Here is a 26,689-nt window from a genome sequence, read left to right as displayed (position 1 = left end):
GCGACATGGCACGGGGGCGCGTGCCGCACGGCGGACGGAAGGGCGCGGGATGGGTGCACTGCGCAAGGCGGGGGTCTGGCTCGGTCTGGTCGAAGAAGACGACGAGCGGGCCTACGACGACGGTGGCTACGACAAGGGTGGCTACCGCGACTCGCGTTACCGGCAGAGCCGGTACGCCGAGGAGTTCGCCGACGACGACGAGGACGACGCCGAGGAGCCGCCGGCTCCCCGGCCGCGCGACAGCGGGCGGGGTCGACTCTCCGAGCGGTCGAGCGGGCGGTTGAGCGAGTCCGAGCGTGGTGACGGTGAGCGGCCGGAGCGGATCGAGCGGTCCAGTGTCCGGTCGATCACCCGGTCGTCGGCGGGCGAGACCTCCGGTGCGCTGACCTACCACACGCGGGACAACCTGGCCCTCGCGCCGCAGGTCACGTCGCGCGAGCGGGCTCTGCCCGAGGAGGAGCAGCGTTACCAGATCACCACGCTGCACCCCACCACCTACCGGGAGGCGCGCACCATCGGTGAGCACTTCCGCGACGGCGTCCCGGTGATCATCAATCTCACCGAGATGGATGAGGCCGATGCCCGCCGTCTGGTGGACTTCGCCGCCGGACTGGCGTTCGGCCTGCGCGGTACGATCGAGCGCGTGACCAATCGGGTGTTCCTGCTCTCACCGGCTAACGTCCAGGTCACCGCAGAGGACAAAGCCAAGATCGCTGAGGGCGGCTTTTTCAGTCTGAGTTGATCCCGCCCGACCCGAGGGACGTCGCTGACCGTGTTGTCGATCTTACTGCAAGTGTTGTACCTGATCCTTTATGTCTTCCTGCTCCTTCTTCTGTCCCGGTTCGTGTTGAGCGCCGTCCTGCAGTACGGCCGTCGCTGGCAACCGGGGCGTGGAGCATCGGCAGGATTGGAATCCGTGTGGAGCGTCACTGATCCCCCTCTCAACACGTTGAGGCGTGTGATCCCTCCGCTGCGAATTGGTACCGTGAGCATCGACCTGGCCTCCCTTGTGCTCCTGGTTATCCTGTTCGTGCTGATGGAGTTCGTGTTAGGGCCGTCGATCAGGGCATCTGCCTGATGACCGACGCGCTTTCGCGGCCGCAACTGACCCGAGGAGTTTCGATGCCGCTGACCCCGGCCGACGTCCACAACGTCGCCTTCAAAAAGCCGCCGATCGGCAAACGGGGGTATGACGAGGAGGAGGTCGACGCCTTCCTTGACGAGGTCGAGCGCGAGCTCGCCCGTCTCATCGAGGAGAACAACGAGCTGCGCGCCCAGGTGGAGCGCGGCGGCCGTGGCGGTGCCCCCGCCGGCCCCGGCGGCGACGCCCGACTGGCGGCGGAGCTCAACGATGTCAAGGCCCAACTGGACCGGGTGCAGCGCGACAAGTCGGCGGCCGAGCAGGCTGCCCGCGCGATGCAGGCCGAGCTGGAGCAGGTCCGCGCGACCGGCGGTCCGGCCGGCGGCGTCACCGGTGACGGTGAGCAGCAGGCCCTGCGCGTGCTGATGATGGCCCAGCGCACCGCCGACGACCACGTGTCCGACGCTCGCCGCGAGGCCGACCAGCTGCTGTCCGAGGCTCGCAGCAAGGCCGAGGAGGTGACCCGGGAGGCGCGCGCCAAGGCTGACGCCCTTGAGCGGGACGCCCGCCAGCGGCACCAGGAGGCCATGGGCGGCCTGGACGCCAAGCGCACGGCGCTGCAGAAGCACATCGAGGAGCTCAAGCAGTTCGAGCGCGAGTACCGCACCCGGCTCAAGGCGTACCTGGAGAGCCAGCTGCGTGACCTCGACGGTCGTGGCCAGGGCCTCGAAGCCGAGATGACCCGCTCCGAAGCCGGCCGGGTCGCTGGCGGCAACGGGCTGGCGGCAGCCGGTCTCGCTGGTTCGTACGGCGGCGGTGGGCGCTCCGGCGCCCTCGAAGCCGGACGCTGAGCACCGGCCGGCGATCGCTGTCCGCCAATGGTGACGGTCGCCGGCCTGGCCTGGACGGTTCGACGCGGCGGGGGTGAGCCGTGATAGTCGCAAGTCTTCTGCTCATCCTCGTCGCGGTGGCGCTACTGGTGCTCGGCCTGGCCGGTGGCTCCAGCTTCTTGTTGGTCATCTCCATCGCGGCCAGTCTGCTGGCCGCCGTGGCGTTGGTGGTGGGCGCCCGCCAGGCAGCCGCCAACCGCGCCATGGCGGATCCCGGCCGGACCGACCGGCGGCACCCCGACGCGCCCCGCACGGCCAGCCAGGCCACAACGGGTGTCGCGTACGGGCCGCCGCTGGTCGAGCCGGAGGTGCCGGTCCAGCACGTGCCCACGACGTTTGGTACCGGCGGCACCGGGTGGCGGCAACCACCCGAGCCGCCGGTCGACCATGCGCCGCCGGTCGATGACGTGTCGCCGGTCGACGCGTCGCACGTCGATGACGCGTCGCCGTTGGTGGGTGCGGCGGACGAGGCGCCCGCGCGGGCCCGGCCGGTCAGCCCGGCGTCGCCGATGGACGACGTGTTCGACCCCGCGGTCGCGGCTGTCGACGAGCCGGCCGCCCAGCAGATCACGGCCGCCGAGGCGGCCCGGGTGGCCCGACTGCTCGACGCCGTCGAGGTCGTCGACGGCCGCCCCCGTTACCACCTGGACGGCTGCCCCCACCTGATCGGCTGGCAGCCCGAGACGTTGCCGGTCGCCGAGGCCGTGGACCTCGGCTTCACCCCGTGCGCGCACTGCGCGCCGGCGACCGCTCTCCTCGCCGACGCCCGGCCGATCTGAAGCGGCGCCGGTGCCCGCACAGGACACGCTCACCGTGGCGGTACGGGTGAAGCCCGGCGCCTCGCGGGACCGGGTGGGTGGCCGCTTCGACGGCCCGCACGGGCCCGCCCTCGTGATCGCGGTCCACGACCCGGCCGTCGACGGTCGGGCCACCGAGGCCGCCCGCCGGGCGTTGGCCGGCGCGTTGGGCGTCCGACCTGCCGTCGTGTCACTGCGTGCCGGCGCGGCCAGTCGGGACAAGCTCTTCCTCATCGACCGGCCGGGCCCGGAGCTGCCCGAGGTGCTGCGCCGTCTGCGCGACGGATCCGTCGAGTGAGGACAGCCCAGGCAAGGCAGCCGTGACGCCCGGGTTGGATATCGCGCTGCTGCTCGGTGCGGCAGTGCTGCTGGTCGCTGTCGGCGCGGTGCGACTCTCCACGAGGCTCGGCGTGCCCAGCCTCCTGGTCTACCTGGCTCTCGGTGTGGCGATCGGCGAGAACGGGTTGGGCATCCGTTTCGACGACGTCGAGCTGACCCGGACCCTCGGCTTCTGCGCGCTGATCGTGATCATCGCGGAGGGCGGGCTCACCGCCCGGTGGACCACGCTGCGCCCGGTGCTCGGGCTGGCCTCCGCGCTCTCCACTGTCGGCGTGATCGTCAGCATCGCGGTGGTCGGCGTGGCAGTGCACCTGCTGCTGGGGCTGGACTGGCGGTTGGCGCTGCTCTACGGCGCTGTGCTCTCGTCCACCGACGCGGCGGCCGTCTTCGCCACTCTGCGCCGGCTGCGGTTGCCGCCCCGGCTGGTGGCGACCCTGGAGGCCGAGTCGGGGATGAACGACGCCCCGGTGGTGCTGCTGGTGGTGCTGCTGTCCCACAGCGGTTTCGCGCACCCGTGGTGGTACGAGGTCGCGCTGGTCTGTTACGAGCTGGGCGTCGGTGCGGCGGTGGGCGTGGCCGCTGGCGTCGCCGGCACCTGGGCGCTGCGCCGGGCCGCGCTGCCCTCGGCCGGGCTCTACCCGATCGCCGCGGTGGGCATCACAGTGCTGGCGTACGCCGCGGGGGCTGTTCTGCACGCCTCGGGCTTCCTCGCCGTCTATGTGGCAGGGGTGTTGCTGGGCAATGCCCGCCTGTCGCACCGGCAGGCGATTCTCGGTTTCGCGGACGGGCTGGCCTGGCTCGCCCAGATCGGGTTGTTCGTGCTGCTCGGGTTGCTGGTCTCGCCGGGCCGGCTGGACGCGGCGGTACTGCCGGCGGTGGTCGCCGGGCTGGCTCTGGTGCTCCTGGCCCGGCCGCTGTCGGTGGCTGTCTCGGCGGTGCCGTTCCGGGTCGGGCTTCGAGAACAGGCGTTTCTGTCCTGGGCGGGGCTGCGCGGTGCGGTGCCGATCGTGCTGGCCACCATTCCGCTGTCCGAGCGGGTGCCCGGCGCGGAGCGGCTCTTCGACGTGGTCTTCGTGCTGGTGGTGATCTTCACGCTGGTGCAGACCGGGACGCTGGGGCCGTTCGCCCGCCGGTTGCGGGTGACCGCGCCGGCCGAGGCCGCCGAGATCCACGTGGAGACCGCGCCGCTGGAGCGAATGCGGGCGGACCTGCTCCAGGTGGAGGTGCCACCGGGCTCACGACTGGCCGGCGTGCACGTCGACGAGCTGCGCCTTCCGTTGGGCGCGTCGGTGACCCTTGTGCTGCGCGACGGCGTGGGCTTCGTGCCCGCACCGGACACCCGGTTGAAGACCGGCGACAGTCTGCTGATCGTGGCGACCGCAGGGGTGCGGGACGCGGCGGAACGGCGGTTGCGGGCGGTCAGTCGGCGGGGTCGTCTGGCCCGATGGTTTGGTGAGTACGGGGATGAGGTGCCCAATTGATCTGCTAGCGTTCCCTTTGCCCCAGTTAGGCAGGGCTAGGGGCTGTTAGACGGTGCGACGGTGCGGCACGTTGTCGGACGCCTGTACGTTCCGTATTCTTGCCAACCTCCGGAGTGCGCGGCCATCGTCGCCGTGCGCCCCTTTTCGTACATAGGGGACGCCCTGGTCGGCGCCCCCTGTCCAGGCGCCGCGGACCGCGCGGTTCCCCGGCCGAGGGAGCGACCCATGGCGAAGCCATCCGACACCAGGACCGCCGGGCGCAAGCCGGTGGCGAAGGCCACCCGTAGCACGGCGGAGACCGAGAAGATCCGGGCGGCGCTGGCGGCGCGGCGGGACGAGCTTCGTGCCGAGTACGATCAGACGCTGAGTGAGATCACCGAGCTGCAGCGCGATCGGCTGACCGACTCGGCCGGGGACGACCAGGCCGATACGGGCACCAAGACGCTCGAGCGGGAGCAGGAGATCTCTCTCGCCAACAGCATTCTGGAACGGATCACGCAGGTGGAGCGCGCTCTGGAGCGCCTCGACGAGGGTGGTTACGGCTGGTGCGAGCGGTGCGGCAACCCGATCCCGGTCGAGCGCCTCGCCGCCTTCCCGTCGGCCACCCTGTGTGTGACGTGCAAGCAGCTGGAGGAGCGGCGCTGAGGTCCGTTCCCCGGCGGCGATGAGACGGTGAGCGATCACCGCCAAGACTGTCGATGGGGAGCGCATGACCGCAGTACCGTCCGCCGAACCCGGCCGCACCGATCCGGGCGGCGGCACCCGCCGGCCCCGGGCAGTCGCGATTCTCGCCGGAGTCGCCCTGGTGGCCCTGCTGGCCGACCTGGTCACCAAGCACCTCGCGCTGGCCGCGCTGACCGACCGGGAGCCGGTCCGGCTGCTCGGTGGGTTCGTCTACCTGAGCCTGACCCGCAACAGCGGCGCGGCCTGGAGCATCGGCGCGGACCACACCTGGGTCTTCCCACTGATCACCATCGGTGTGGTCGGCTGGATCGTCTGGATGGCGCTGCGGCTGCGCTCGCTGCCCTGGGCGGTCTCGCTCGGCCTGGTTCTCGGTGGCGCGTTGGGCAACCTCGTCGACCGGATCTTCCGGGCGCCGTCCCCGTTCCACGGACACGTCGTCGACATGATCAGCCTCTTCGACCCGTACGGTCAGGTCTGGCCGGTGTTCAACCTGGCCGACAGTTCGCTGGTCTGCGGCGTGCTGCTGGCCGTCCTGTTGGAGTTGACCGGCCGCCAGCGTGACGGCCGGCGGGCGGGGCGCGACGGCGACCCGGCCACGACGGACGCCGCCGCGTCGGGCGCCGAGCAGCGGGAGCGGGCATGACCTCGGCATTCGCCGCTGGCGGCGACCACCGTTCCCTTCCGGTTCCGGACGGCCTCGACGGCATGCGCCTGGACCAGGCCGTGTCCCGCCTGTTCGGGCTGTCCCGCACCGCCGCCGCGGCCCTGGTCGACGCCGGGGACGCGCTGGTCGACGGCTCCGCCCGGCCCAACTCGCACAAGGTCAAGGCCGGCTCCTGGCTGGACGTCACGCTGCCCGCCCCTGTCGCACCGCCGACAGTGGTGCCGCAGGCGGTGCCCGGCCTGCGGGTCGTCTACGCCGACGACGACATCGTCGTGGTCGACAAGCCGGTCGGGGTGGCCGCGCACCCGAGCCCCGGGTGGACCGGGCCGACGGTGATCGGCGCGCTCGCCGCGATCGGGCACCGCATCTCCACCAGCGGCGCCGCGGAACGCCAGGGCGTGGTGCACCGGCTCGACGTGGGCACCACCGGGATCATGGTGGTGGCCAAGAGCGAGCAGGCGTACACGGCGTTGAAGCGGGCCTTCAAGTACCGCGAGGTCGACAAGGGCTACCACGCGGTGGTGCAGGGTCACCTGGACCCGCTGCGGGGCACCGTCGACGCGCCGATCGACAGGCACCCGACCCACGACTACCGCTGGGCGGTGGTGTCCGGCGGCAAGCCGAGCATCACCCACTACGACACCCTTGAGGCGTTCCCGGCGGCGAGCCTGGTCGACGTCCGGCTGGAGACCGGCCGGACCCACCAGATCCGGGTGCACTTCTCCACCCTGCGGCACCCCTGTGTGGGTGACCTCACCTACGGCGCCGATCCCACCCTCTCGGCCCGTCTCGGCCTGGCCCGACAGTGGCTGCACGCCCGCGAACTGAGCTTTTTGCACCCCCGAACGGGGGACGAGGTCCGGTTCGTCAGCGACTACCCTGACGACCTGGACCGTGCGCTTCAGATCCTGCGTGACTGAGCGGCGACCGCCCGACACCGTTCCACAGAGGGGATCCCGCCCGTGCGCGCCGGCAACCTGCTGCGGCAGCTGGACCAGCGGTTGCTGCCGCCGCTGACCCGGACCGTGGCCCGCCTCGGCGACCGGTCGGCGCGCTCCGGCGTGCTCAGTTGGGCCGCGGTGCTCTCCGCGGCGGCGGTGTTGGGCACCGCCGTCTGGGCCGTCGACGACACTCCGGTCGGCGACCGGACGGTCGGCGAGGTGACCCGGGTCGGTGTTGCCGACGGCGACTCCGTCCCCGGCTACCTGCGGTCGGCCGCGGCCGACCTGGCCGCGCTGCCCGCGTCCGCCCCGGCCGCGGAGGGCGGGACGTACGCGCTGGTCACGCTCGACACGTACCTGCCTCCGCAGCGGCTGGCGACGGTGCTCGGCGACGTCGGGGTCTCGACGGTCTTCGGGCGGGTTCCGCTGCCCGGCCGGCAGACCGAGATCGTCAAGATCCCCGCGCTGCGGGTGCCGGACGACGTGGTGGCCGGGATGGACCAGGTGGCGGCCCGCAAGGAGGCCGAGGCCGCCGACTACCGGGCCAGGGCCGCCGCTGTGGACGGCGACGGGGTGGGCGAGCGGGAGTTGCGGGAGCAGTACGCCAGCGGCGCCGAGGTGGCCGCCGCCGAGGCGGTCGCGTACCGCACCGGCTGCGCCTGCGTCTACGCGGCGGTGGTTCGCGCGACGCCGGTGGCGCTGCGCGATGTCGCGGCCCGGCCGGATGTACGGGCGGTCGACCCGGCCCCCGAGGTGTACCGGCTGGACCGGACGGTCTTCACGCCGCCCCTGCCCGAGCAGCGTGACGTGGTACGCCCGCCGGCCGACACCGGGCCGAGCCCCGTACCGACCCGGTCCGAGCCGCCAGCGCCGATGATCAGCGCACCGGCGCCGTCGGCCCCCGTGGGCGAATCGTCGGAACCCGCACCAGTCGTGACCATTCCGTCACCCGAACCGTCGACGCCGGAGCCCGCCGAGTCGGCGCCGCCGAGCGTCACCACCTCGCCGGACGCCGCCCTCACCGAGCCGTTGCCGCCATCGCCGTCGTCGTGATCTGCGCCGGCTGGTGTGCGCTCTGAGGTGTGGTCCGAATAGGGTTGGGTTCGTAGCCTGTCAGACAGAGATCGATGGCGCTGGGAGGGCGGGCCGTGGAGGGCAGTGAGACCGGCTGGGGCCGGCCGGCCGAACCAGCGCCGCGGTGGCGCGCGCTGTTGGACCGTGCCCGGCTGGGCGGTCGCGGCGCGGAGCAGACCGAGCCGGAGCGGCGCGGCGAGGAACCGCCGCCGGACCCGCTGCCACGACGTGCGGCCCCCAACGGCTACGCCGGGCGGGCACCCGCCATCGGGCATCCGGCCGACCTGTCGTACGGCGCGGAGCCTGCGTACCGGGCCGAGGCGACCTACCGGGTCGACCCCGCGTACCGGGCCGAGCCGGACTACCGGGCCGAGCCCGCGTACCGGACCGAGCCGGGTTATCGGGCCGAGCCGGACTATCGAGCGGAGCCGGCGTACCGGACCGGGCAGCCGGACTACCGCGCCGAACCCGGCTACCGGGCTGAGCCGGGCTACCGCGCTGAACCCGGCTACCGCGCCGAACCGGACTACCGCGCTGAACCGGACTACCCCGCCACGCCCGGCTACCGGGCCGAGCCCGACTACCGGGCGGAGCCGGGCTATCGGGCCGAGCCCGACTACCGGGCCGAGCCGACCTACCGGGCCGAGCCCGAGCCGCCGGCACGCGGCCCCGACCCGGTCCCGTCGCGCTACGCGTTGCTGGACAACGGCTACCGGCCCGGCGACCCGCCGGTGGAGTCGCGGTACGCCCTGCTGGAGACCGGCTACCAGCCGGAGACCGGCTACCCGGCCGCCCCACCACAGCCCCCGCCGGTCGCCCCGCCACCCGTGCCGCCGGTCGCCGTGCCGGTCACGCCGCCCGTTCCGCCACCACCCGCCCCGGCGGTCGGCTCGGTGGTCGCCGAACGCGCCTACCCGGCCCGGATCGAATGGCGCCCACCGGCCGTCGACCAGGAGCAGGAGCGCGCCAACGGGGTGCTCCAACGGGACCTGGGCACGCCCCGGGTGTTCGCCTTCGCCAACCCCAAGGGCGGAGTGCACAAGACGACCGCCACAGTGCTCGCCGCGGCCACGGTCGGCAGCGTCCGCGGCAAGGGCGTGCTGGCCTGGGACGACAACGAGCTGCGCGGCACCCTCGGCCTGCGCGCCGGCAGCGCCCGGCACGCCCGGACGATCCGGCACCTGATCAGCGACCTGGCCCAGATCGAGATCCTGGAAGACGCGACCCTGCTGGACCGGCTTGACGACTACCTGCGGCACGCCTCCGACGGCTCGTACGACGTGCTGGCCGGCGAGGAGAGCCCACGCTTCGCCCAGCGACTGGACCAGTTCACCGTCCGACGGGTGCTGGAGCTGCTGCGGCGCACCCACGACGTGGTCTGCGTGGACACCGGCAACAACGTGGAGAGCCCCAACTGGCGCACTGTGATGCAGGCCGCCGACCAGCTGGTGGTGACCACTGTGCCCCGGGAGGACGCGGCGTTCAGCGCGGACTGGATGCTCGACCTGCTGCACGAGGAGGGCATGGGCGAGTTGGCGGACAACGCGATCACCCTCATCTCCTGCCCAACCCCCGGTCGCTCGACGCTCCAGGACGACCTGGAGCGGCACTTCGCCACGCGTACCCGGGGCGTGGCCGTCGTGCCGTACGACCCGGCTCTGGAGACCGGGTCGTCCATCGAATACCACCAGCTCCAGCCGGAGACCCGGCAGGCGTGGCTGCGGGCCGCGGCGATGATGGTGGAACCGTTCGCCCGGTGAGCTGGTCTGCCGCCACCGGAGCCCCGGCCGCGCACCGGGCCTGAGAGGATCATCGGGTGAGCCCGGACAACCCCGACCGTGAGCGGCCCGTCGACGAGCCCGACCAATCCGCGCCTTCCGGTACGCCGGACGCGAGACCGCCGGAGGTCGACCCGCCGGTCGGGACGGCGCCCGGCGAGTTCGGTCCGGGCCACCTGCCGGACTCGGCGGCGTACCAGAGCTTGTTGGAGCTTCGGTTCGACGAGCCGCGTCGTCCATTGCGTGCCCTGGCGACGGTGCTGGGCACCGTGCTCGCGCTGGCCGTGTCGGGTGTTCCGCTCGGGCTGCTCTGGGCCGCGCTCGCGCCGGACACCCCGGTGCTCAAGACCGCCGAGGGGGCGATCTACGCCGAGCCGCAACCGGAGCAGCCGATCGCCGCCGACGGCTGGTTCAGCCTGCTCGGGCTCGCCTTTGGGCTGCTCGTGGCGTTCGCCCTGTGGTTCGTGCTGCGTCGACGGCGCGGCCCGGTCGGGTTGCTCGCCGCGGTGCTCGGCACCCTGGTCGCCGCGCCGGTGGCCTGGCAGGTGGGACGGCGGATCGGCCTGGCCACCTTCGACCGGCTGCTGGCGACGGCCCCGGTCGGGCAGGCCTTCAGCAAACCCGCCGACCTGCGCGCTGGTGGGGTGGACTGGCTGCTCGGCGTGCTGCCGGTTCCGCACGGCAACCTGCTGCTGCCGGCGTTCGGGGCCGCTGTCATGTACACACTGCTGGCCGGTTGGTCGCGGTGGCCGGGGCTGCGCCCGGAGCCCGAGCCGGGGGACTTCAGTTGGGTGTCGGCGGGGACGCCAGCTCCGACAGCGGCACCGGAACCGCCCGCACCTGACGCAGCAGAGCCGCCTCGCGGTTGAGCAACCGCAGCTCGGCGCGGAGCCGGGAGGCGGTGTCGTCGATCGCCAGCAGCCGTTGCCGGTCGTCGACGGTGAGCGCCGCGGTCGCCGCCACCAGGTGCGAGAGCACTGTCGGGTCCTCCGGCAACTGCTCGGAGATCTCCTCCGGGTCGGAGCGGATCAGGCCGAGGTACTGCCGGAACACAGCGATCACCCGGGCGGCCAGCAGGTCGGCCACCTCGTCCGGGCCGCCCGGGTCGGGCAGCCACTCGACGTCGGCGGTCAGGTAGGGCTCGGCGCTGTCGTCGATTTCGGCGATCCGGAATCGACGCCGACCGACAGTGACGATGTCGAAACCACCGTCGGTCAACTCGGTCACCTGGCGCAGCTCGGCGGTGCAGCCCACCTCGTGCAGCGTCACCTCGCCGACGCTCGATCGGGCCGGGGCGCCGGCGGGACCGGCGGGCGCGACTTCCCAGCCGGCCTGGATGGCCACCACGCCGAACTCGCGCGGGGCACCGTCGGGCAGGCCGACAAGGTGCCTGACCAGCGCCCGGTAGCGCTCCTCGAAGATGTGCAGCGGCAGCACCAACCCGGGAAAGAGCACCGTTGCGAGCGGGAAAACCGGCAGCCGTGCGGTCACATGGTCGAGCCTAACCAATCTCGTCCCCGGGGGCGTGGCCCGGCTCACCGTCCCGGCGGACGGGCGGCTCGGGTGGACGTCGGGCCGGACGCCTAGACTCGCAAGGGTGCTGAATCGGATCGACCTGCGCGACGGTCTCGGTGACCCGCGCCGCCTGCTGCCCCGTGCCCAGCTCGACGTGTCCGTCGCCGTCGAGCGCATCCGGCCCCTGGTGGAGGCGGTCCGTGAGCATGGGTACCCAGCGATCCGGGAGGCCAGCGTTCGGTTCGACGGCATCTCCCCGGAGGTGCTGCGGGTGCCGGTCGAGGCGATCACCGAGGCGGAGGGGGTGCTCGACCCGGCGGTGCGTGCCGCGCTGCTGGAGTCCATCGCCCGGGCCCGTCGGGTGCACGATGATCAGCGGCGCACGGACCACACCACGACTGTGGTGCCCGGCGGCACTGTCACCGAGCGATGGCTGCCGGTCGACCGGGTCGGCCTCTACGTGCCCGGTGGCCTGGCGATGTACCCGTCGACTGTGGTGATGAACGTGGTGCCCGCCCAGGCGGCCGGGGTGCGCTCGCTGGTGGTGGTCAGCCCGCCGCAGAAGGACAACGGCGGCCTGCCCGATCCCCGGGTGCTCGCCGCGTGCGCGCTGCTCGGCGTCGACGAGGTGTACGCGGTGGGCGGGGCCCAGGCGGTGGCGATGCTGGCGTACGGCGCGGCGGTGGACCCGGCGGGTGAGCTGCGGTGCGACCCCGTCGACCTGATCACCGGCCCCGGCAACATCTGGGTGACCGCCGCCAAGCGGCTGCTGCGCGGCGTGGTCGGCATCGACGCCGAGGCCGGGCCGACCGAGATCGCCATCCTGGCCGACGACACCGCCGACCCGGCGCACGTGGCCGCCGACCTGATCAGTCAGGCCGAGCACGACCCGCTCGCCGCGAGCGTGCTGGTCACCCCGTCGGTGGCGTTGGTCGAGGCGGTCGAGGCGGAGTTGGCCCGGCAGGTGCCGGCGACCAAGCACACCGAACGGGTCACCACGGCGCTGACCGGTGAGCAGAGCGGCGTGGTCCTGGTCGACGACCTTGAGGCGGGGCTGCGGGTGGTCGACGCGTACGCGGCCGAGCACCTGGAGATCCAGACGGTGGACGCCCGGGAGTGGGCGCTGCGGGTCCGCAACGCCGGGGCGATCTTCGTGGGCGCCTGGTCGCCGGTGTCGCTCGGTGACTACTGCGCCGGCTCCAACCACGTGCTGCCCACCGGTGGCTGCGCGCGGCACTCCTCCGGCCTGTCCGTGCAGTCCTTCCTGCGCGGCGTGCACCTGATCGAATACACCGAGGCCGCGCTGCGCGACGTGGCCCCGCACGTGGTCACCCTGGCCAACGTGGAGGACCTGCCCGCGCACGGCCAGGCGGTCCAGGCCCGTTTCCTGGGAGGGTCGGCGTGACCAGCCTGGAAGAGCTGCCGATCCGGGCCGACCTGCGGGGGCTGTCGCCGTACGGGGCGCCGCAGTTGGACGTGCCGGTGCGGCTCAACACCAACGAGAATTCACACCCGGTGCCGGAGCCGGTGGTCGAGGCGATCGGCAAGGCGCTCGCGGCCGAGCTGCGTGAGCTGAACCGCTACCCGGACCGGGACGCGGTGGCGCTCCGCGCCGACCTGGCCGAATATCTCGGGCACGGGCTCACTGTCGACCAGGTGTGGGCGGCCAACGGCTCCAACGAGATCCAGCAGCAGCTGCTCCAGGCGTTCGGCGGGCCGGGGCGTACCGCGCTCGGCTTCGTTCCGGCGTACTCGATGCACCCGCTGCTGGCCCTCGGCACCGGCACCCGGTGGGTGCCCGCCGCGCGCGGCGTCGACTTCGGGTTGACCGCCGAGGAGGCGGTGGTTCAGGTCCGCGAGCACCAGCCGGACGTGGTCTTCCTCTGCTCGCCGAACAACCCCACCGGCACGGCACTGGACCCGGCGGTGATCGCCGCGGTGCTCGACGTCGCGCCCGGCATGGTGGTCGTCGACGAGGCGTACGCCGAGTTCGCCAGGCCCGGAACGGTCAGCGCCCTGGCGGTGCTGCCCGGCCACCCACGGCTGGTGGTCACCCGGACGATGAGCAAGGCTTTCGGCTTCGCCGGTGGTCGGCTGGGTTACCTGGCCGCCGACCCGGCGGTGGTGCGGGCGGTGCAGCTCGTCCGTTTGCCGTACCATCTCTCCGCGCTCACCCAGGCCGCCGCACGCGCGGCGGTGGCTCACCGCGACGCCCTTCTCGGTACGGTGAGCGCGATCATGGCGCAGCGGGACCGGATCGTGGCGACGCTGCGCGAGCGGGGGTTGCGGGTCGCTGACAGCGACGCCAACTTCGTGCTCTTCGAGGTGGGCGGCGACCAGACCATCGTCTGGAACGCCCTGCTGGCGCAGGGGGTGCTGGTCCGTGACGTCGGCCTGCCCGGCTGGCTGCGGGTGACCGCCGGCACCGCCGCCGAGACCGACGCCTTCCTTTCTGCAATGGAGACTTCGCAATGAGTCGGACCGCCCGGGTGGAACGGATCACCAAGGAGACCAAGGTCCTCGTCGAGATCGATCTCGACGGCACCGGTGCCGCCGAGATCAGCACCGGCGTCGGCTTCTACGACCACATGCTGCACCAGATCGCCCGGCACGGCGGCTTCGACCTGACCGTGCGCACGGTGGGTGACCTGGAGATCGACGCGCACCACACGATCGAGGACACCGCGCTGGCCCTGGGCGCGGCGTTCGACCAGGCACTGGGCGACAAGGCCGGCATCCGGCGGTACGGTTCGGCGACAGTGCCGATGGACGAGGTGCTGGTCCGGGCGGCGGTGGACCTGTCCGGTCGGCCGTACGTGGTGCACGACGAGCCGGTGCTCGCCCCGTACATCGGGCCGGTGTACGCGACCAGCATGACCCGGCACATCTGGGAGTCCTTCGGTCAGGCGGCCCGGGTCACGCTGCACGTCGACGTGCTGCGGGCGGCCCGGCCCGGTGGTCACCCGGACGCGCACCACGTGGTGGAGGCGCAGTTCAAGGCGGTCTCCCGCGCGTTGCGCGAAGCCACCTCGATCGATCCGCGTTCCGCCGGGGCGATCCCGAGCACGAAGGGCGCGCTCTGATGCGCGCGAGGAGCGCAGAGCGGCCGAGCCCCGCAGTCGCGACTGGAAGGTGGCTCTGATGGGCGCCGCGTTGCCGACGTTGCTGCTGATTCTGGCCGGGGTGCTGGTGGGCGGCACCTGGTCGCTCTACCGGCAGGGCGCGCCGAAGGCCGCCGTGCTGATCACCGCGGCGCTCGCGGTGCTCGCCACCGTCGCCGGGGTGCTGCGGCTGCTGCCGGAGAACGGGTGATCGGGGTGACGACATGAGTGACGTGGTGGTGCTCGACTACGGCTCGGGCAACCTGCGCTCGGCGGAGCGGGCGCTGGCCGCCGCCGGAGCGGACGTCCGGGTGACCGACGACCTGGCCGCGGCGGCCGCCGCCGATGGTCTGGTGGTGCCGGGTGTGGGCGCGTACGCGGCGTGCATGGCGGGGATCGAGGCGCTGGGCGCCGGCCCGGTGATCGCCGAACGGGTGGCTGCCGGCCGGCCGGTGCTCGGCATCTGCGTGGGCATGCAGGTTCTCTTCGAGCACGGCGACGAGCACGGCGTGGTGACCAAGGGGCTGGGGCTGCTTCCCGGCGGGGTGACCCGGCTGGCCGCCACCCGGTTGCCGCACATGGGCTGGAACACGGTCCGGGCTCCGCGGGAGTCGGTGCTGTTCGCCGGGTTGACCGAGCAGAGCCGGTTCTACTTCGTCCACTCGTACGCGATGGGCGACCCGGCGGCGCTGGTCGCTGCCGGTGCCACTGTGACCACCGCCCACCACGACACGGATTTCGTCGCGGCGGTGGAGCGGGGCTCGTTGTCGGCGGCCCAGTTCCACCCGGAGAAGTCCGCCGACACCGGTGCCGCGCTGCTGCGCAACTGGCTCGCCACGCTGCCCAGCGGTGACTGAGCGCCGTCGCGCGGTGCCCGAGCGGCGGGCGTCGCGGTGAGCCGGGAGCGCGCCCGCCGACGGGCGGAGCGGGAGGCGGAGCAGGCCCGGGAGCGGGCGGTCCGGCAGCGGCAGGTGGCCCGCCGCCAACGCCGTCGCGCGGTGGTGCGCAGTTTGACGCCGCGGCTGCGGCGGGGTCGCTCCGGGCGGCTGGCCCGGCACACTCGGGGGGAGCGGGCCGCGATCGTGCTGCTCACCGGCGCGGCGTTGCTCCTGATCTGGACGTTTGTCGACAACCTGGCGTTGCGTATCGCGCTGATCGTGCTCTTGCTGCTCGTACTGCCGGCGATCGTGGTGATCGCCCTGGACCGTCGTACCTGATCGAGGAGAAGACCTTGAGCCTCACCCTGTTACCCGCCGTGGATGTCGCTGACGGCCGGGCCGTCCGGCTCGTGCAGGGCGCCGTCGGAAGCGAGAGCATCTACGGCGACCCGTTGGACGCGGCGCTGGCCTGGCAGCAGGACGGCGCGGAGTGGATCCACCTGGTCGACCTGGACGCGGCGTTCGGTCGGGGCACGAACGCGCACCTGCTCGCGGAGGTGGTGCGCCAGTTGGATGTGAAGGTGGAGCTTTCCGGGGGCATCCGTGATGACGAGTCGCTGCGCGCGGCGCTGGGCACCGGTGCGGCCCGGGTGAACATCGGGACCGCCGCTCTGGAGGATCCGGTCTGGTGTGACCGGGTGGTAGCGGAGTACGGCGACCGGGTGGCCATCGGGCTGGACGTGCGGGGTCACACCCTGTCGGCGCGGGGTTGGACCCGCGACGGTGGTGACCTGTACGAGGTGCTGGAGCGGCTGGACAAGGCGGGCGCGAGTCGGTACGTGGTCACCGACATCACCAAGGACGGCACGATGCGTGGGCCGAACCTGGATCTGCTGCGCGAGGTGTGTGCCCGTACGGACCGGCCGGTGATCGCCTCGGGTGGGGTGTCCACCCTGGACGACCTGCGGGCGTTGGCGACCCTGGAGGCGGCCGGGGTGGAGGGCGTGATCGCCGGCAAGGCGCTCTACGCGGGTGCCTTCACCGTGGCCGAGGCGCTGCGGACGCTGGCCGAGGCGTGACGACGACCCGGCTGGGGTCGGGCGGCCCGTGGGAGCAGCGCTACGGGTACTCCCGGGTGGTCCGGGCCGGTGAGCGGGCCTGGACGGCGGGTTGCACGGCGACGGTGGACGGCCGGGTGGTGCACGTCGGTGATCCGGCCGCGCAGACCGCGCAGGCGCTGCGGATCGGGCTGGCCGCGCTCGCCGAGGTGGGTGCGGAGCCGGGCGATGTGGTCCGGACCAGGATGTACGTGACCGACCGGTTGCACGCCGACGAGGTGGGCCGGGCGCACAACGCGGTCTTCGGCGCGGTCCGGCCGGCCGCCACCCTGGTGGTGGTGGCCGGTCTGCTGGACCCGGAGCACCTGGTCGAGGTGGAGTTGGAGGCGTACCTCGGCGATCGCTGAGGTACCGCCAAGGCGGCCTGCCGGGCCGTCCTGCGCTCCGATAAGTTGTGCACAACTTAATTGTGGGCTACGGTTCAGCGGTGACCGATGACCTGGAGCTGCGCCGGCAGGTGTGCTTCGCGCTCTACGCCGCGTCGCGCGCACTGACCGACGTCTACCGGCCGATCCTCGACGAGGTCGGGTTGACCTACCCGCAGTACCTGGTGCTGCTGGTGCTCTGGGAGCGTCCCGACGACGCCCCCACGGTGTCCGAGCTGGGCGCCGAGCTGCGGCTGGACTCCGGCACGCTCTCCCCGCTGCTCAAGCGGCTGGAGGGGGCGGGCCTGGTGGTGCGGCGGCGGTCGGCCCGCGACGAGCGGCGGGTCGAGGTGGGCCTCACCGAGCAGGGCCGGGCGCTGCGCGAGCGCGTCTGCGACGTCCCGCTGCGGATCGCGCAGGCCACCGGGCTGGGCTTCGACGAGCTCGTCGCGCTGCGCGACACCCTCACCCGGGTCACCGACACCATCCACCGACAGAAGGAGCAGTGACCACCATGCAGGTTGTCTACACCGCGTCCGCGACCGCCACCGGCGACGGCCGGGACGGCCACGTCGAGACCTCCGACGGCACGTTCGCACTCGACCTGGCCGTGCCGAAGGAGATGGGCGGCGCCGGTGGCGCGGCCAACCCCGAGCAGCTCTTCGCCGCCGGTTACGCGGCCTGCTTCCACAGCGCCCTGCGGCTGGTGGCCCGCCGGGCCAAGGCCGACGTGACCGGTTCCGTGGTCGGCGCCGAGGTGGGCATCGGCCCGAACGGCAGCGGCGGCTTCGGGCTCACCGTGCAGCTCGTCGTCGACCTGCCCGCCGCGCCCCGTGAGGTCGCCGAGCAGATCGTCGAGCAGGCCCACCAGGTCTGCCCGTACTCCAACGCCACCCGTGGCAACGTCGACGTCACCCTGACCGTCCGCGAGACCCTGTCGGCGTGACCTCGCGGCCCCAGGCCCCATCCGCGGACGAGAGGACGACCACCCCGTGACCAGTAACCGCGAGATCCACCTGGCCAGCCGCCCCCAGGGCTGGCCCACCGAAGACACCTTCCGGCTCGTCGAGACCGAGGTTCCGACGCCCGGACCGGGCCAGATCGTGGTCCGCAACCAGTACATGTCCGTCGACCCGTACATGCGCGGACGGATGAACGACGTCAAGTCGTACGTGCCGCCGTTCGCGCTCGACGCGCCGCTCGACGGTGCCGCGATCGGTGCGGTGGTGGCCAGCGAGGCGGCGGACATCGCCGTCGGGACCACAGTCCTGCACGGGCTGGGCTGGCGGGAGTACACGCTGCTCGACGGCGCCGCGGCCCGACCCGTCGACCCGAACATCGCCCCGGTCAGCGCGTACCTGAGCGTGCTCGGCATGACCGGGTTGACGGCGTACGCCGGGCTGCTGGAGGTGGCCGCGATGAAGCCCGGCGAGACGGTCTTCGTCTCCGCCGCGGCCGGCGCGGTGGGCAGCCTGGTCGGCCAGATCGCCAAGCTCAAGGGCGCCGGCCGGGTGATCGGCAGCGCCGGCTCGCCGGCCAAGGTCGAGCGGCTGCGGGCGCTGGGCTTCGACGCCGCCTTCGACTACCACGACGGCATCCGCGAGTCGCTGCGGGCGGCCGCCCCGGACGGCATCGACGTCTACTTCGACAACGTCGGCGGCGACCACCTGGAGGCCGCGATCTCGGCCATGAACCTGCACGGCCGGGCCGCCATCTGCGGCATGATCTCGCAGTACAACGCCACCGAGCCGCCGGCCGCCCCGCGCAACCTGGCGCTGGTCATCGGCAAGCGGCTCACACTGCGCGGCTTCCTGGTCAACGACCACAACGACATGCGGGCGGCGTTCGTGCGCGACGTCGCGGGCTGGCTGCGCGACGGCACGCTGTCCTACGACGAGACGATCGTGGACGGCATCGAGAACGCCCCGGCCGCATTCCTCGGCCTGTTGCGCGGCGACAACCTCGGCAAGATGCTCGTCCGCGTGTGACGCAGACCTCTCTCACGGCGGTCGACCCGATCGGGTCGACCGCCGTGCCGCGTGCGGAGGATAGGCTCGCGGCATGACGGTGGCGGTACGGGTGATCCCCTGTCTGGACGTGGACGCCGGGCGGGTGGTCAAGGGGGTCAACTTCCTCGACCTGCGTGACGCCGGCGACCCGGTGGAACTGGCTGCCGCGTACGACCGGGCCGGCGCTGACGAGTTGACCTTCCTCGACGTCACGGCGTCCTCCAGCGACCGGGGCACAATGCTCGACGTGGTGCGCCGCACCGCCGAGTCGGTGTTCATCCCGCTGACCGTCGGCGGTGGCGTCCGGCAGGTCGCCGACGTGGACACACTGCTGCGCGCCGGCGCGGACAAGGTCGGCGTGAACACCGCCGCCATCGCCCGTCCGGAGCTAATCGCCGAGATCGCCGACCGGTTCGGCAGGCAGGTGCTCGTGCTCTCCCTCGACGTGCGGCGGTCGCCGAACGGCGGCACGCCCAGCGGCTTCGAGGTCACCACCCACGGGGGGCGGCGCGGCACCGGCATCGACGCCGTGTGGTGGGCGCGCCGGGGCGCCGAGTTGGGCGCGGGGGAGATCCTGCTCAACTCGATGGACGCCGACGGCACCAAGGCGGGCTTCGACCTGGAGCTGATCGCCGCGGTGCGCGCGGTGGTGGACGTGCCGGTGGTGGCCAGTGGGGGCGCCGGCGAGGTGGCCCACTTTCCGCCCGCTGTCGGCGCCGGCGCGGACGCCGTGCTCGCCGCCAGCGTCTTCCACTTCGGCGAGCTGACCGTCGCCGAGGTCAAGGACGCGCTGCGCCTCGACGGCCATCCGGTGCGCTGAGCAGCTCAGCGCTCGCCGGAGTGGCCCTCCGGTGACCGGCGCGGGGTGGGGATCGAACGGACCGCGTACTCCTGGACGGCAGCCGCGTGGTCGGCCTCGTCCAGGATCCAGTCGGCGCTGCCCGGCGCGTGCCGGCGGGTCAGCACGCCCTGCACGGTGTCCACCATTGTCGCCACACCCGCGCGCGGCCGGGTGCGCCACAGCTGCTCACCCTCGGCGGTGATGCGGAACCAGCCGTCGGCGACGCTGACCAGCCCGGCGCCGACCAACCGCTGGACCGCTGCCTCCACCTCGTGTCGCTGCGGAATCGCGTGGTTGAGGTGGTCGGCGGTGGAGAGCACGTCGGTCAGGCGGACGCCCTCCGGTCGTCGGCTTGTCGCCGACCGGCGGTGCCGTCCGGCCCCGCTCGCGATGACGAGCGACACGAAGATCCAGGCGTCGTTCCAGCGCCAACCGTTCTCCCCCATGCAGAGATGATGACGGCGCGCGTCGCGGAAGGGAACACCCACCCGCGAACCGGTGCGCGGCACCACCACCACGTACCGGTTCGCGGACGGTCGGTGAGGGTTCAGCCGGCCGGGGTGGCCGGCGCGGGGTTGCCCGGTGGGGGCGCGGCGCTGTCCGGCTCGGTGCCCTCCGGCACGGCGAACAGCGGGATGAAGAACTGGGCCAACGGGCCGATGGCCAGGGCGTACGCGACGGTTCCCAGGCCGACCTTGCCGCCGAGCAGCCAGCCCAGTGCCAGCACTGTGACCTCGATGACGGTGCGCACCAGGCGGATCGACCGGCCGGGCCGGCGGGCCACGTACCCGGTCATCAAGCCGTCGCGGGGTCCGGGGCCCAGATTGGCACCGAGGTAGAGGGCGGTGGCCGCGCCGTTGGCGACGATCCCGGTTATGAGCAGCGCGATCTGGACGCTGAGCGGACCACCGGTGGGCACCAGGGCCAGTGTGGCGTCCACTACCAGGCCGATCACCACGACGTTGCTGACAGTGCCGAGGCCGGGCCGCTGCCGTAGCGGGATCCAGAGCAGCAGGACCAGCGCGCCGACGCCGATGGTGACAGTGCCGAAGGAGAGCCCGGTCAGCTCGGAGAGCCCCTGGTGGAACACATCCCACGGGTCGAGGCCCAGGTCGGAGCGGATCATCAGGGCCATGCTGACGCCGTAGAGCGTGAGCCCGAGGTAGAGCTGGACCAACCGTCGAACCGGTCGGTGCCGCAGATTGCCAAGCAGTGCCATGCATGCCACCCTAGGTGCCAATCCGCGTCGAGGAAGAAGCCAATATCCGAGGAGTGGCTATGACAGGGCAGGTGCGCGGCGTCCAATTGGCCCGTCTGCTCGGGCAGTGGCATGCCCTGCCGGGCCGCCGCCGCAGCCCCGACTACGCCGCGCTGGCCGGCTCGGTGCGTGGGCTGCTCGCCGACGGCCGGCTGCCGCTGGGCGTCCGCCTCCCGGCCGAACGGGAGCTGGCCGAGGCGCTGCGGATCAGCCGGACCACCGTCACCGCCGCCTACCGGCAGCTCCGCGAGACCGGACACCTGGCCAGCCGTCGTGGCGCCGGTAGCTGGACGATGCTGCCCGGCAACCACCGGGTGGCCAGCACCGGCCTGTGGACCCCGCTGGACGACAGGGAGATGCTCGACCTCGGCGTCGCGGCGCTGGCCGCCCCGCCGCAGCTGTTGTCAGCCGCGCGGGCCGCCACCGAGGACCTGCCCCGCTACCTCAGCGGGGCCGGTTACCACCCGACCGGCATCATCGAGCTGCGCGAGGCGGTGGCCGACGCGTACTCCGCCCGGGGTCTGCCCACCTCGGCCGACCAGATCATGGTCACCAGCGGCACCCAGCACGCACTGGATCTGGTGCTGCGGCTCGCCCTGGCCCCGGGCGGCACCGTGCTGGTCGAGTCACCGACCTACCCCAACGCCCTCGCCGCGCTGGCTGGCCGGCGGGCCCGGATCAGCACCCACGGGCTGGCCGCCGACGCCGGTTGGGAGCCCGACCTGCTGCTGGGCACTCTCCGGCAGACCCGGCCCAAGCTGGCCTACCTGATTCCCGAGTTCCAGAACCCGACAGGGCATCTGATGCCCGCCTCCCTGCGCGAACACGTGGTGGCCGTGGCGCACGCGGTCGGCACCGATCTGATCATCGACGAGTCCTTCGTGGACCTGTCCATGGACGGCACCGAGGTGCCACCCCCGGTCGCCACCTACGACCGGCACAGCCGGGTGGTCAGCATCGGTGGGATGAGCAAGCCCTACTGGGGTGGCCTGCGGATCGGCTGGGTCCGCGCGTCCGCGCCGCAGGTGCAGCGGCTGGCCGCCGTGCGGGTCGGGGTCGACATGGCCAGCCCGGTGCTGGACCAACTGGTAGCGGTGCACCTGCTCGCCGACGCCGAGGCCATCGGCGCCGACCGCCGCGTTCAGTTGGCCGTCCAGCGCGACGCCCTGCTCGGCGCGCTGGCGCACCAACTGCCGGAGTGGCGGGTCACAGTGCCACGGGGTGGCGTGACGCTCTGGGCCGAGTTGGACGGCCCGGTCTCGAGCGCGCTGGCCCGGGCCGCGGAGGAGGTCGGGGTGCGGCTGGCCCCGGGCCCCCGGTTCGGCCTGGACGGCACCCTGGAGCGCTTCCTGCGGCTGCCCTTCACCCTGCCCGCGGCGGACCTCGTGGAGGCCGTCGGGCGGATCGCGGCGATCCGCTACGACCTGGACCGGGCCGGCCGTCAGCGGTGGCGGGAGCCCTCCGTCATCGCCTGAGCCGCCTCCGGCCGCGACCTCCGGCCAGGGACTCCCGAACCTGGCCGCGCTCGACGCGGACCGCCGAGACGGGTGAGCGGGCACCGTCACGATCACCGCTCTGCCGGCAATGCGACTTTCGTCCGGCTTCGACTGCCACAATCTGCTGGTGAGCGAGGGTGCGAGGGCGCGGGGGGTCCAGCGGAGCGCGCCGGGCTCCCGGGCCACCCGCCTCGAACTCTTCTACGACCTGATCTTCGTCTTCGCTTTTCTGAACGTCACCACCGTCACCGCCGGCAATCCGACCGCGCGCGGCCTCGCCCAGTGCCTGGTGGTGCTGGCGCTGCTCTGGTGGTGCTGGACGGGGTTCGCCGTGCTCGGCAACCTGATCCGTACCGACCAGGGCATCGTCCCGCTGGTCGGCTTCGCCACCATGGCCGCCGCCTTCGTGCTGGCGCTGAGCCTGCCGAAGGCGTTCGTCGACCGCCCCGGCGGGCTGCCCGGCCCGGTGGTCTTCGCGGCCGGCTACTTCCTGGTCCGGATGAGCGAGACGTCGATCTTCATCTGGGCCGGACGTCGGAACCGCGACCTACGCCGACGCTGGCGACTGTTCGCCCTGCCGCCGCTGCTGGCCACGTCGCTCATCGTCGTCGCCGCCCTGTTGCCGCAGCGGCTCTTCGACGGGAGCGCCGAGGGAGTTGCCCGGTTGGTGCTCTGGCTCGCGGCCCTGGCCCTGGAGTACGGGGCCGGGCTCACGCTGCGCGGCACCGGGTGGACGGTGCTCTCCGCAGGGCACTGGGCGGAGCGGCACGGCCAGATCGTCCTGATCGTCCTCGGTGAGGCCATCATCGCGCTCGGGCTTGCTCCCGGCGGCAGCGCCGTTCTGCTGCTGACCTGGCCGGTGCTCATCGCCGCGGTGCTCGGCGTCGCGGTGGCCGCGGCGCTGTGGTGGGCGTACTTCGACACCCTGGCGCTCGGCATGGAGCAGACCCTGCACCGGACCCGCGACCCCGCCGCCCGCGCCGCCTTGGCCCGCGACGCCTACACCTACCTGCACCTGCCGGTCATCGCCGGCGTCATCCTGTTCGCGCTCGGGCTCAAGGGGCTGATCCACGAGGGAGCCGACGTCAGCACGCCGAGCTGGGGGGTTCCGCTGCCGGGCTTCGACCTGCTGGCGCTCTACGGTGGGGTCGCGCTCTATCTGCTCGCGCTCATCGTGCTGGGCCGGAAGATGCTCGCCGCCCCCCGCTGGCCCACGATCGGCGGAATCCTGCTGCTGCTCGTGCTGGTTCCGGTGGCCGGTTCGCTGCCCGAGATGTTCGCGTTGGCCATGCTCGCCGTGGCCACGTGGCTGGCAGTGGGGGCGCAGACGATCGTCGACGCTCAGCGCCGGCGTGGGGTCCGGGAGGTGGCGCTGGCGGAGCAGCTCGCCGTGGAGGAGGACCAGACCAGGTGGCGGGGTCGCCACCTGTGAGGGCCCCGTGCCGGCCTCCTCGCCGGCACGGGACCCTCGGTCGGCTCAGAGCTCGGCGAGGGTGCCGGCGTACATCTTGTCGATCTCGGCGGAGAAGTTGCTCTCCACCCCACGCCGCTTGATCTTCAACGACGGGGTGATCTCGCCGTCCTCGATCGTCAGGTCGCGCGGCAGGATGGCCACCTTCTTGATCGTCTCCCAGCGGTTGAGCTTGGCGTTGAGCTGGGCCACGTACTCCTCGACCATCGTCTGGGCCTCAGCCGACGCGACGATCTCGGTGTAGCTGCGCCCTTCGAGGGGGCCGCCGGCGACCCAGCCCCGGATCGCGTCCGGGTCCAGGGTGACCAGCATCGTGCAGAAGTTGCGGGCCTGACCGACGACGACCGCCTGCGAGGTGTACGGGCAGATGGCCTTGAACATGCCCTCGATGTGCGACGGCGCGATGTACTTGCCGCCCGACGTCTTGACCAGGTCCTTCTTGCGGTCGGTGATGCGCAGGTAGCCCTGCTCGTCGAGGCTGCCGATGTCACCGGTACGGAAGAAGCCGTCCTCGGTGAACGCGGCGGCGGTCTCCTCCGGCAGGTTGTGGTAGCCGCGCATCACCGGCCGACCCCGCACCAGGATCTCCCCGTCGGTGTCGATCTTGCACTCGAGGTCGCCCATCGCCTGGCCCACGGTGCCGATCCGCAGCCCGGCCGGAGGGTTGACGAAGTTGCCGGCGCTGGTCTCGGTCAGGCCGTAGCCCTCGGAGATCGGCAGGTTCGCGGCGGCGAAGAAGGTGGCGATCTCGGGGCTGAGCGGCGCGGCGCCGGACACCAGCACCCGCATCCGGCCGCCCAGGCGGGCCTGGAGCTTGCTGAACACCAGCTTCTCGGCAAGCCCGTAGCGCAGCTTCAGCCCGGCCGGCACCGGCTTGCCCGCCTGCTCCAGGGTGACCTTCTCCTTGCCGACGCCGACGGCCCAGCCGAAGATCTTCGCCTTCGCGCCGCCGGCGCCCTGCGCGGTGGTCACTGCCTTGTTGTAGACCTTCTCGAACACCCGGGGAGCACCACACATCAGTGTCGGGCGGATGACCGAGAGAAGGTCGACCAGCTTGTCCACCCGCCCGTCGACGTAGGTGGGCAGGCCGACGTGGATGGCGCCGCAGAGCAGGGTCTTGCCGAACGAGTGGGCCAGCGGCAGCCACAGGTACTGCAGGTCGTCGTCGCGCAGCAGCCCGACCTCCGCCTGCGCCACGGCCTCCCAGCACCAGCCGCCGTGCAGCAGCTCGACGCCCTTGGGTTGGCCGGTGGTGCCGGAGGTGTAGATCAGGGTGGCCAGGTGGTCCGGGCCGATGCCGGCCACCAGCATGTCGATCAGCTCCGGCTCGGCGGCCAGCGCCTGGGTGCCGCGCTCCTCCAGGTCGGCCAGCGTCAACTGCGCGATGGCGGCGTTCGGGTCGACGGTGCCGTCGAGGAGCACCACGTGGGTGAGCGCGGGCAGGGACGCCCCGGCGATCTTCGCCGCCTGGGCCTGGTTCTCCGCGAACAGCACCTTCGACCCGGAGTCGGCGATGATGTACGTCGCGTCGGCCGGCTCGGTGGTGGGGTAGACGGTGGTTGTCGCGCCGCCGGCGCACATGATGCCGAGGTCGGCGATCACCCATTCCAGCCGGGTGTTGGCGAGGATCGCGACCGGGTCCTCCTGGCCGACGCCGAGGCCGTGCAGGCCGGCGGCGACCGCCTTGGCGCGCTGGCCGACCTGCGCCCAGGTCAGCCAGACGGGCCCCGAGTCGTCGGGGTTCGGGGACGCGAACGCGTTCCGGTCGGGGGTGGCCGCCACGCGCTTGAGGAACATGTCCGGGATGGAGCGGTACGGTACATCGAGAGCCATCGCTGTAGCCGCCTTCGGGGGTGGTGGCGTGACGGTCGTCACGTCATGATGGTTACCGAAGAGTATTGCCTGTTGCCGTGCATCGGCTAGCCCTGGTGATCGTCCGGCCGGCCCATCCCGCCAACCGGTACGGCCGATCAGGCGTACCGGGCAGCCACCACCGACCAGTCGTAGGTGGCCCGGACCCAGTTGCGCCGGGCGGCCAGGGCGTCGCGGATCCCGTCGTCGCCGGCGGCGCGCAGCGCCTCCTCCGCGTCCAGGTACGCCGCCAACCCCTTGTTGAACCGGTGTGCCGCACTTCGCAGCGCTGTCACCTCGTCCGCGTCGCTGCCCTGGGCGATCACCGTGACGAGGTTGTGCGCGTCCGGGTCGGCCTGGCTCTCCTTGCCGTAGGAGAAGAGGTCGTTGCACCAGCAGACCAGGTCCACCGCCAGCAGGTCCAGGGCGACCAGCCCCGGGTTGGCCCGCTGAGTTGGCCCGGAGGGCCGTGTCGACGCCAGGTCGGTCAGGGTGAGGCAGGGGTGCACGCCGCCGATGTGCCGGCGTAGCTGCACGTACTCCGCCACCTCGGGCACGCGCCGACGTTCCCGGTTGCCCGCCTCCCAGAGCAGCGCCAACAGGTACTCGCGCATCTGGCTGACGAACCGCAGCAGCAGCCCCGCGTGATCGTGCAGTCGGGTCCGGCGGCAGAGGTCGTGCAACGCGTCACCCAGTGGCCCGACGGCGGGCGGTACGACGTACGGGTCACCGCAGCGGTCCAGCACGTCGAGCAGGGTGCTGATCGCCGGACCCAGTCGGACCGGGTCGGCGCCGAGGCCGTCCTCGTCGCAGGCGTCGTCCATTACGAAGAGCCAGCTGATCAGGTCGGTGAGCAGCCGCAGGCCCTCGACGGAGCCGTCCGGGCAGGCGCGGCCGGCCAGTCCGGCGGCGTCGGCCCGTTCCAGGCGTCGCACGCGTTGGCTGGAATCGACCAGCCCGAACGTGCGCGCCCACTCCACGCTCTCACCCGCCACCTGGTCGGTGGCCCCGTGGCGTCCGGTGGGAAACGGGGGTTCCCTCAGCGCCGAAATCGCGA

31 protein-coding genes are annotated in these 26,689 nt (G+C 72.6%); 26 read left to right on the top strand and 5 right to left on the bottom strand.

Annotation, left to right across the window (positions count from 1 at the left end):
• Positions 1-49: 49 nt before the first annotated feature.
• The 12 genes from sepF to AB0B98_RS14010 all read left to right on the top strand — a co-directional run bounded on the left by sepF (position 50) and on the right by AB0B98_RS14010 (position 10,598).
• Positions 50-742 carry a cell division protein SepF gene (sepF, locus tag AB0B98_RS14065; protein WP_238667380.1) on the top strand — a complete coding sequence of 231 codons (693 nt, stop codon included), beginning with the start codon at positions 50-52 and terminating at the stop codon, positions 740-742.
• 30 nt (positions 743-772) lie between these two features.
• Entirely contained in the window at positions 773-1,078 is a 306-nt protein-coding gene (locus AB0B98_RS14060; protein WP_238667379.1) for a YggT family protein, read from the top strand.
• A gap of 44 nt (positions 1,079-1,122) precedes the next feature.
• Positions 1,123-1,932 (top strand): DivIVA domain-containing protein, encoded by an 810-nt coding sequence (locus AB0B98_RS14055; protein WP_036411965.1) that lies wholly within the window; start codon positions 1,123-1,125, stop codon positions 1,930-1,932.
• Between the two features lie 80 nt (positions 1,933-2,012).
• Positions 2,013-2,750: a hypothetical protein gene (locus tag AB0B98_RS14050; RefSeq protein ID WP_357362878.1), complete on the top strand. Its 738-nt coding sequence runs from the start codon at positions 2,013-2,015 to the stop codon at positions 2,748-2,750.
• A gap of 10 nt (positions 2,751-2,760) precedes the next feature.
• A complete protein-coding gene (locus tag AB0B98_RS14045) occupies positions 2,761-3,066 on the top strand; it encodes a DUF167 domain-containing protein (protein ID WP_357362876.1) in 306 nt (101 codons plus the stop codon).
• 22 nt (positions 3,067-3,088) lie between these two features.
• Positions 3,089-4,588, top strand: coding sequence for a potassium/proton antiporter (locus tag AB0B98_RS14040; protein WP_357362874.1), 1,500 nt, complete (start codon positions 3,089-3,091; stop codon positions 4,586-4,588).
• A 225-nt stretch (positions 4,589-4,813) separates the two neighbouring features.
• Positions 4,814-5,233 (top strand): TraR/DksA C4-type zinc finger protein, encoded by a 420-nt coding sequence (locus AB0B98_RS14035; protein WP_091407724.1) that lies wholly within the window; start codon positions 4,814-4,816, stop codon positions 5,231-5,233.
• A gap of 64 nt (positions 5,234-5,297) precedes the next feature.
• Positions 5,298-5,915, top strand: a complete 618-nt coding sequence (lspA, locus tag AB0B98_RS14030; RefSeq protein ID WP_238667374.1) for a signal peptidase II — start codon at positions 5,298-5,300, stop codon at positions 5,913-5,915.
• Positions 5,912-6,856: an RluA family pseudouridine synthase gene (locus AB0B98_RS14025; protein ID WP_091407730.1), complete on the top strand. Its 945-nt coding sequence runs from the start codon at positions 5,912-5,914 to the stop codon at positions 6,854-6,856. Before lspA ends, AB0B98_RS14025 begins: the two co-directional genes overlap by 4 nt.
• Before the next feature lie 42 nt (positions 6,857-6,898).
• A complete protein-coding gene (locus AB0B98_RS14020; protein WP_357362872.1) occupies positions 6,899-7,930 on the top strand; it encodes a hypothetical protein in 1,032 nt (343 codons plus the stop codon).
• A gap of 74 nt (positions 7,931-8,004) precedes the next feature.
• On the top strand, positions 8,005-9,711 hold the full coding sequence (locus AB0B98_RS14015) for an AAA family ATPase (protein ID WP_357362870.1): 1,707 nt from the start codon (positions 8,005-8,007) through the stop codon (positions 9,709-9,711).
• 56 nt (positions 9,712-9,767) lie between these two features.
• Positions 9,768-10,598, top strand: a complete 831-nt coding sequence (locus tag AB0B98_RS14010; protein WP_357362868.1) for a DUF2567 domain-containing protein — start codon at positions 9,768-9,770, stop codon at positions 10,596-10,598.
• Here the strand turns inward: AB0B98_RS14010 and AB0B98_RS14005 are convergent.
• On the bottom strand, positions 10,513-11,220 hold the full coding sequence (locus AB0B98_RS14005) for an LON peptidase substrate-binding domain-containing protein (RefSeq protein ID WP_238667370.1): 708 nt from the start codon (positions 11,218-11,220) through the stop codon (positions 10,513-10,515). The genes AB0B98_RS14010 and AB0B98_RS14005 overlap by 86 nt on opposite strands.
• Positions 11,221-11,326: 106 nt before the next feature.
• Between AB0B98_RS14005 and hisD the strand changes: the two genes are divergently transcribed.
• The 12 genes from hisD to hisF all read left to right on the top strand — a co-directional run bounded on the left by hisD (position 11,327) and on the right by hisF (position 19,535).
• A complete protein-coding gene (hisD, locus tag AB0B98_RS14000) occupies positions 11,327-12,649 on the top strand; it encodes a histidinol dehydrogenase (protein ID WP_357362866.1) in 1,323 nt (440 codons plus the stop codon).
• Positions 12,646-13,719: a histidinol-phosphate transaminase gene (locus tag AB0B98_RS13995; RefSeq protein WP_357362864.1), complete on the top strand. Its 1,074-nt coding sequence runs from the start codon at positions 12,646-12,648 to the stop codon at positions 13,717-13,719. The genes hisD and AB0B98_RS13995 overlap by 4 nt, the downstream gene beginning before the upstream one ends.
• On the top strand, positions 13,716-14,327 hold the full coding sequence (gene hisB, locus AB0B98_RS13990) for an imidazoleglycerol-phosphate dehydratase HisB (RefSeq protein WP_030334475.1): 612 nt from the start codon (positions 13,716-13,718) through the stop codon (positions 14,325-14,327). Before AB0B98_RS13995 ends, hisB begins: the two co-directional genes overlap by 4 nt.
• A 58-nt stretch (positions 14,328-14,385) precedes the next feature.
• On the top strand, positions 14,386-14,556 hold the full coding sequence (locus AB0B98_RS13985; RefSeq protein ID WP_167362522.1) for a hypothetical protein: 171 nt from the start codon (positions 14,386-14,388) through the stop codon (positions 14,554-14,556).
• A 13-nt stretch (positions 14,557-14,569) separates the two neighbouring features.
• Complete coding sequence (hisH, locus tag AB0B98_RS13980) at positions 14,570-15,202, top strand: imidazole glycerol phosphate synthase subunit HisH (protein WP_238667367.1); 633 nt, start codon at positions 14,570-14,572, stop codon at positions 15,200-15,202.
• 36 nt (positions 15,203-15,238) lie between these two features.
• The gene (locus tag AB0B98_RS13975; protein ID WP_238667366.1) at positions 15,239-15,562 is read left to right on the top strand and encodes a hypothetical protein; all 324 of its coding nucleotides are present in this window, start codon (positions 15,239-15,241) and stop codon (positions 15,560-15,562) included.
• Between the two features lie 14 nt (positions 15,563-15,576).
• A complete protein-coding gene (priA, locus tag AB0B98_RS13970; RefSeq protein ID WP_357277931.1) occupies positions 15,577-16,302 on the top strand; it encodes a bifunctional 1-(5-phosphoribosyl)-5-((5-phosphoribosylamino)methylideneamino)imidazole-4-carboxamide isomerase/phosphoribosylanthranilate isomerase PriA in 726 nt (241 codons plus the stop codon).
• Positions 16,299-16,688 (top strand): RidA family protein, encoded by a 390-nt coding sequence (locus tag AB0B98_RS13965; RefSeq protein WP_124776183.1) that lies wholly within the window; start codon positions 16,299-16,301, stop codon positions 16,686-16,688. Before priA ends, AB0B98_RS13965 begins: the two co-directional genes overlap by 4 nt.
• Before the next feature lie 80 nt (positions 16,689-16,768).
• Positions 16,769-17,215 (top strand): MarR family winged helix-turn-helix transcriptional regulator, encoded by a 447-nt coding sequence (locus AB0B98_RS13960; RefSeq protein WP_357362862.1) that lies wholly within the window; start codon positions 16,769-16,771, stop codon positions 17,213-17,215.
• Positions 17,216-17,220: 5 nt separating this feature from the next.
• On the top strand, positions 17,221-17,652 hold the full coding sequence (locus AB0B98_RS13955) for an organic hydroperoxide resistance protein (RefSeq protein WP_112668570.1): 432 nt from the start codon (positions 17,221-17,223) through the stop codon (positions 17,650-17,652).
• 46 nt (positions 17,653-17,698) lie between these two features.
• The gene (locus AB0B98_RS13950) at positions 17,699-18,694 is read left to right on the top strand and encodes an NADP-dependent oxidoreductase (RefSeq protein WP_357362860.1); all 996 of its coding nucleotides are present in this window, start codon (positions 17,699-17,701) and stop codon (positions 18,692-18,694) included.
• Positions 18,695-18,767: 73 nt separating this feature from the next.
• Positions 18,768-19,535: an imidazole glycerol phosphate synthase subunit HisF gene (hisF, locus tag AB0B98_RS13945; protein WP_357362858.1), complete on the top strand. Its 768-nt coding sequence runs from the start codon at positions 18,768-18,770 to the stop codon at positions 19,533-19,535.
• Between the two features lie 5 nt (positions 19,536-19,540).
• Here the strand turns inward: hisF and AB0B98_RS13940 are convergent, their stop codons facing one another.
• Together AB0B98_RS13940 and AB0B98_RS13935 are read right to left on the bottom strand one after the other, a co-directional pair.
• Entirely contained in the window at positions 19,541-20,002 is a 462-nt protein-coding gene (locus AB0B98_RS13940; RefSeq protein WP_091407765.1) for a hypothetical protein, read from the bottom strand.
• A 101-nt stretch (positions 20,003-20,103) separates the two neighbouring features.
• Entirely contained in the window at positions 20,104-20,775 is a 672-nt protein-coding gene (locus AB0B98_RS13935; protein ID WP_357362856.1) for a hypothetical protein, read from the bottom strand.
• 59 nt (positions 20,776-20,834) lie between these two features.
• Here AB0B98_RS13935 and AB0B98_RS13930 point away from each other — a divergent pair, with 59 nt between their 5' ends.
• Positions 20,835-22,289 (top strand): PLP-dependent aminotransferase family protein, encoded by a 1,455-nt coding sequence (locus AB0B98_RS13930; protein WP_357362854.1) that lies wholly within the window; start codon positions 20,835-20,837, stop codon positions 22,287-22,289.
• Positions 22,290-22,437: 148 nt separating this feature from the next.
• Entirely contained in the window at positions 22,438-23,742 is a 1,305-nt protein-coding gene (locus AB0B98_RS13925; RefSeq protein ID WP_357362852.1) for a low temperature requirement protein A, read from the top strand.
• 45 nt (positions 23,743-23,787) lie between these two features.
• Here AB0B98_RS13925 and AB0B98_RS13920 read toward each other — a convergent pair whose 3' ends face one another.
• Positions 23,788-25,614 (bottom strand): long-chain fatty acid--CoA ligase, encoded by a 1,827-nt coding sequence (locus tag AB0B98_RS13920; RefSeq protein ID WP_357362850.1) that lies wholly within the window; start codon positions 25,612-25,614, stop codon positions 23,788-23,790.
• A gap of 137 nt (positions 25,615-25,751) precedes the next feature.
• A complete protein-coding gene (locus AB0B98_RS13915) occupies positions 25,752-26,612 on the bottom strand; it encodes a terpene synthase (RefSeq protein ID WP_357362849.1) in 861 nt (286 codons plus the stop codon).
• Positions 26,613-26,689 lie beyond the last annotated feature (77 nt).

Source organism: Micromonospora sp. NPDC048947 (assembly GCF_040649495.1).
Lineage (GTDB): Bacteria > Actinomycetota > Actinomycetes > Mycobacteriales > Micromonosporaceae > Micromonospora > Micromonospora alfalfae.
Note: the sequence above shows the minus strand (reverse complement) of the source record. Positions and strands in the feature narration are given on the sequence as shown.

Coding starts and splice junctions, on each gene's coding strand:
- AB0B98_RS13930 (WP_357362854.1), top strand. CDS start 20,835: ATGACAGGGCAGGTGCGCGGCGTCCAATTGGCCCGTCTGCTCGGGCAG.
- AB0B98_RS13985 (WP_167362522.1), top strand. CDS start 14,386: ATGGGCGCCGCGTTGCCGACGTTGCTGCTGATTCTGGCCGGGGTGCTG.
- hisH (WP_238667367.1), top strand. CDS start 14,570: ATGAGTGACGTGGTGGTGCTCGACTACGGCTCGGGCAACCTGCGCTCG.
- AB0B98_RS14025 (WP_091407730.1), top strand. CDS start 5,912: ATGACCTCGGCATTCGCCGCTGGCGGCGACCACCGTTCCCTTCCGGTT.
- lspA (WP_238667374.1), top strand. CDS start 5,298: ATGACCGCAGTACCGTCCGCCGAACCCGGCCGCACCGATCCGGGCGGC.
- AB0B98_RS13920 (WP_357362850.1), bottom strand. CDS start 25,614: ATGGCTCTCGATGTACCGTACCGCTCCATCCCGGACATGTTCCTCAAG.
- AB0B98_RS13940 (WP_091407765.1), bottom strand. CDS start 20,002: ATGGGGGAGAACGGTTGGCGCTGGAACGACGCCTGGATCTTCGTGTCG.
- AB0B98_RS14035 (WP_091407724.1), top strand. CDS start 4,814: ATGGCGAAGCCATCCGACACCAGGACCGCCGGGCGCAAGCCGGTGGCG.
- AB0B98_RS13955 (WP_112668570.1), top strand. CDS start 17,221: ATGCAGGTTGTCTACACCGCGTCCGCGACCGCCACCGGCGACGGCCGG.
- sepF (WP_238667380.1), top strand. CDS start 50: ATGGGTGCACTGCGCAAGGCGGGGGTCTGGCTCGGTCTGGTCGAAGAA.
- hisF (WP_357362858.1), top strand. CDS start 18,768: ATGACGGTGGCGGTACGGGTGATCCCCTGTCTGGACGTGGACGCCGGG.
- AB0B98_RS14015 (WP_357362870.1), top strand. CDS start 8,005: ATGGCGCTGGGAGGGCGGGCCGTGGAGGGCAGTGAGACCGGCTGGGGC.
- hisB (WP_030334475.1), top strand. CDS start 13,716: ATGAGTCGGACCGCCCGGGTGGAACGGATCACCAAGGAGACCAAGGTC.
- AB0B98_RS14055 (WP_036411965.1), top strand. CDS start 1,123: ATGCCGCTGACCCCGGCCGACGTCCACAACGTCGCCTTCAAAAAGCCG.
- AB0B98_RS13935 (WP_357362856.1), bottom strand. CDS start 20,775: ATGGCACTGCTTGGCAATCTGCGGCACCGACCGGTTCGACGGTTGGTC.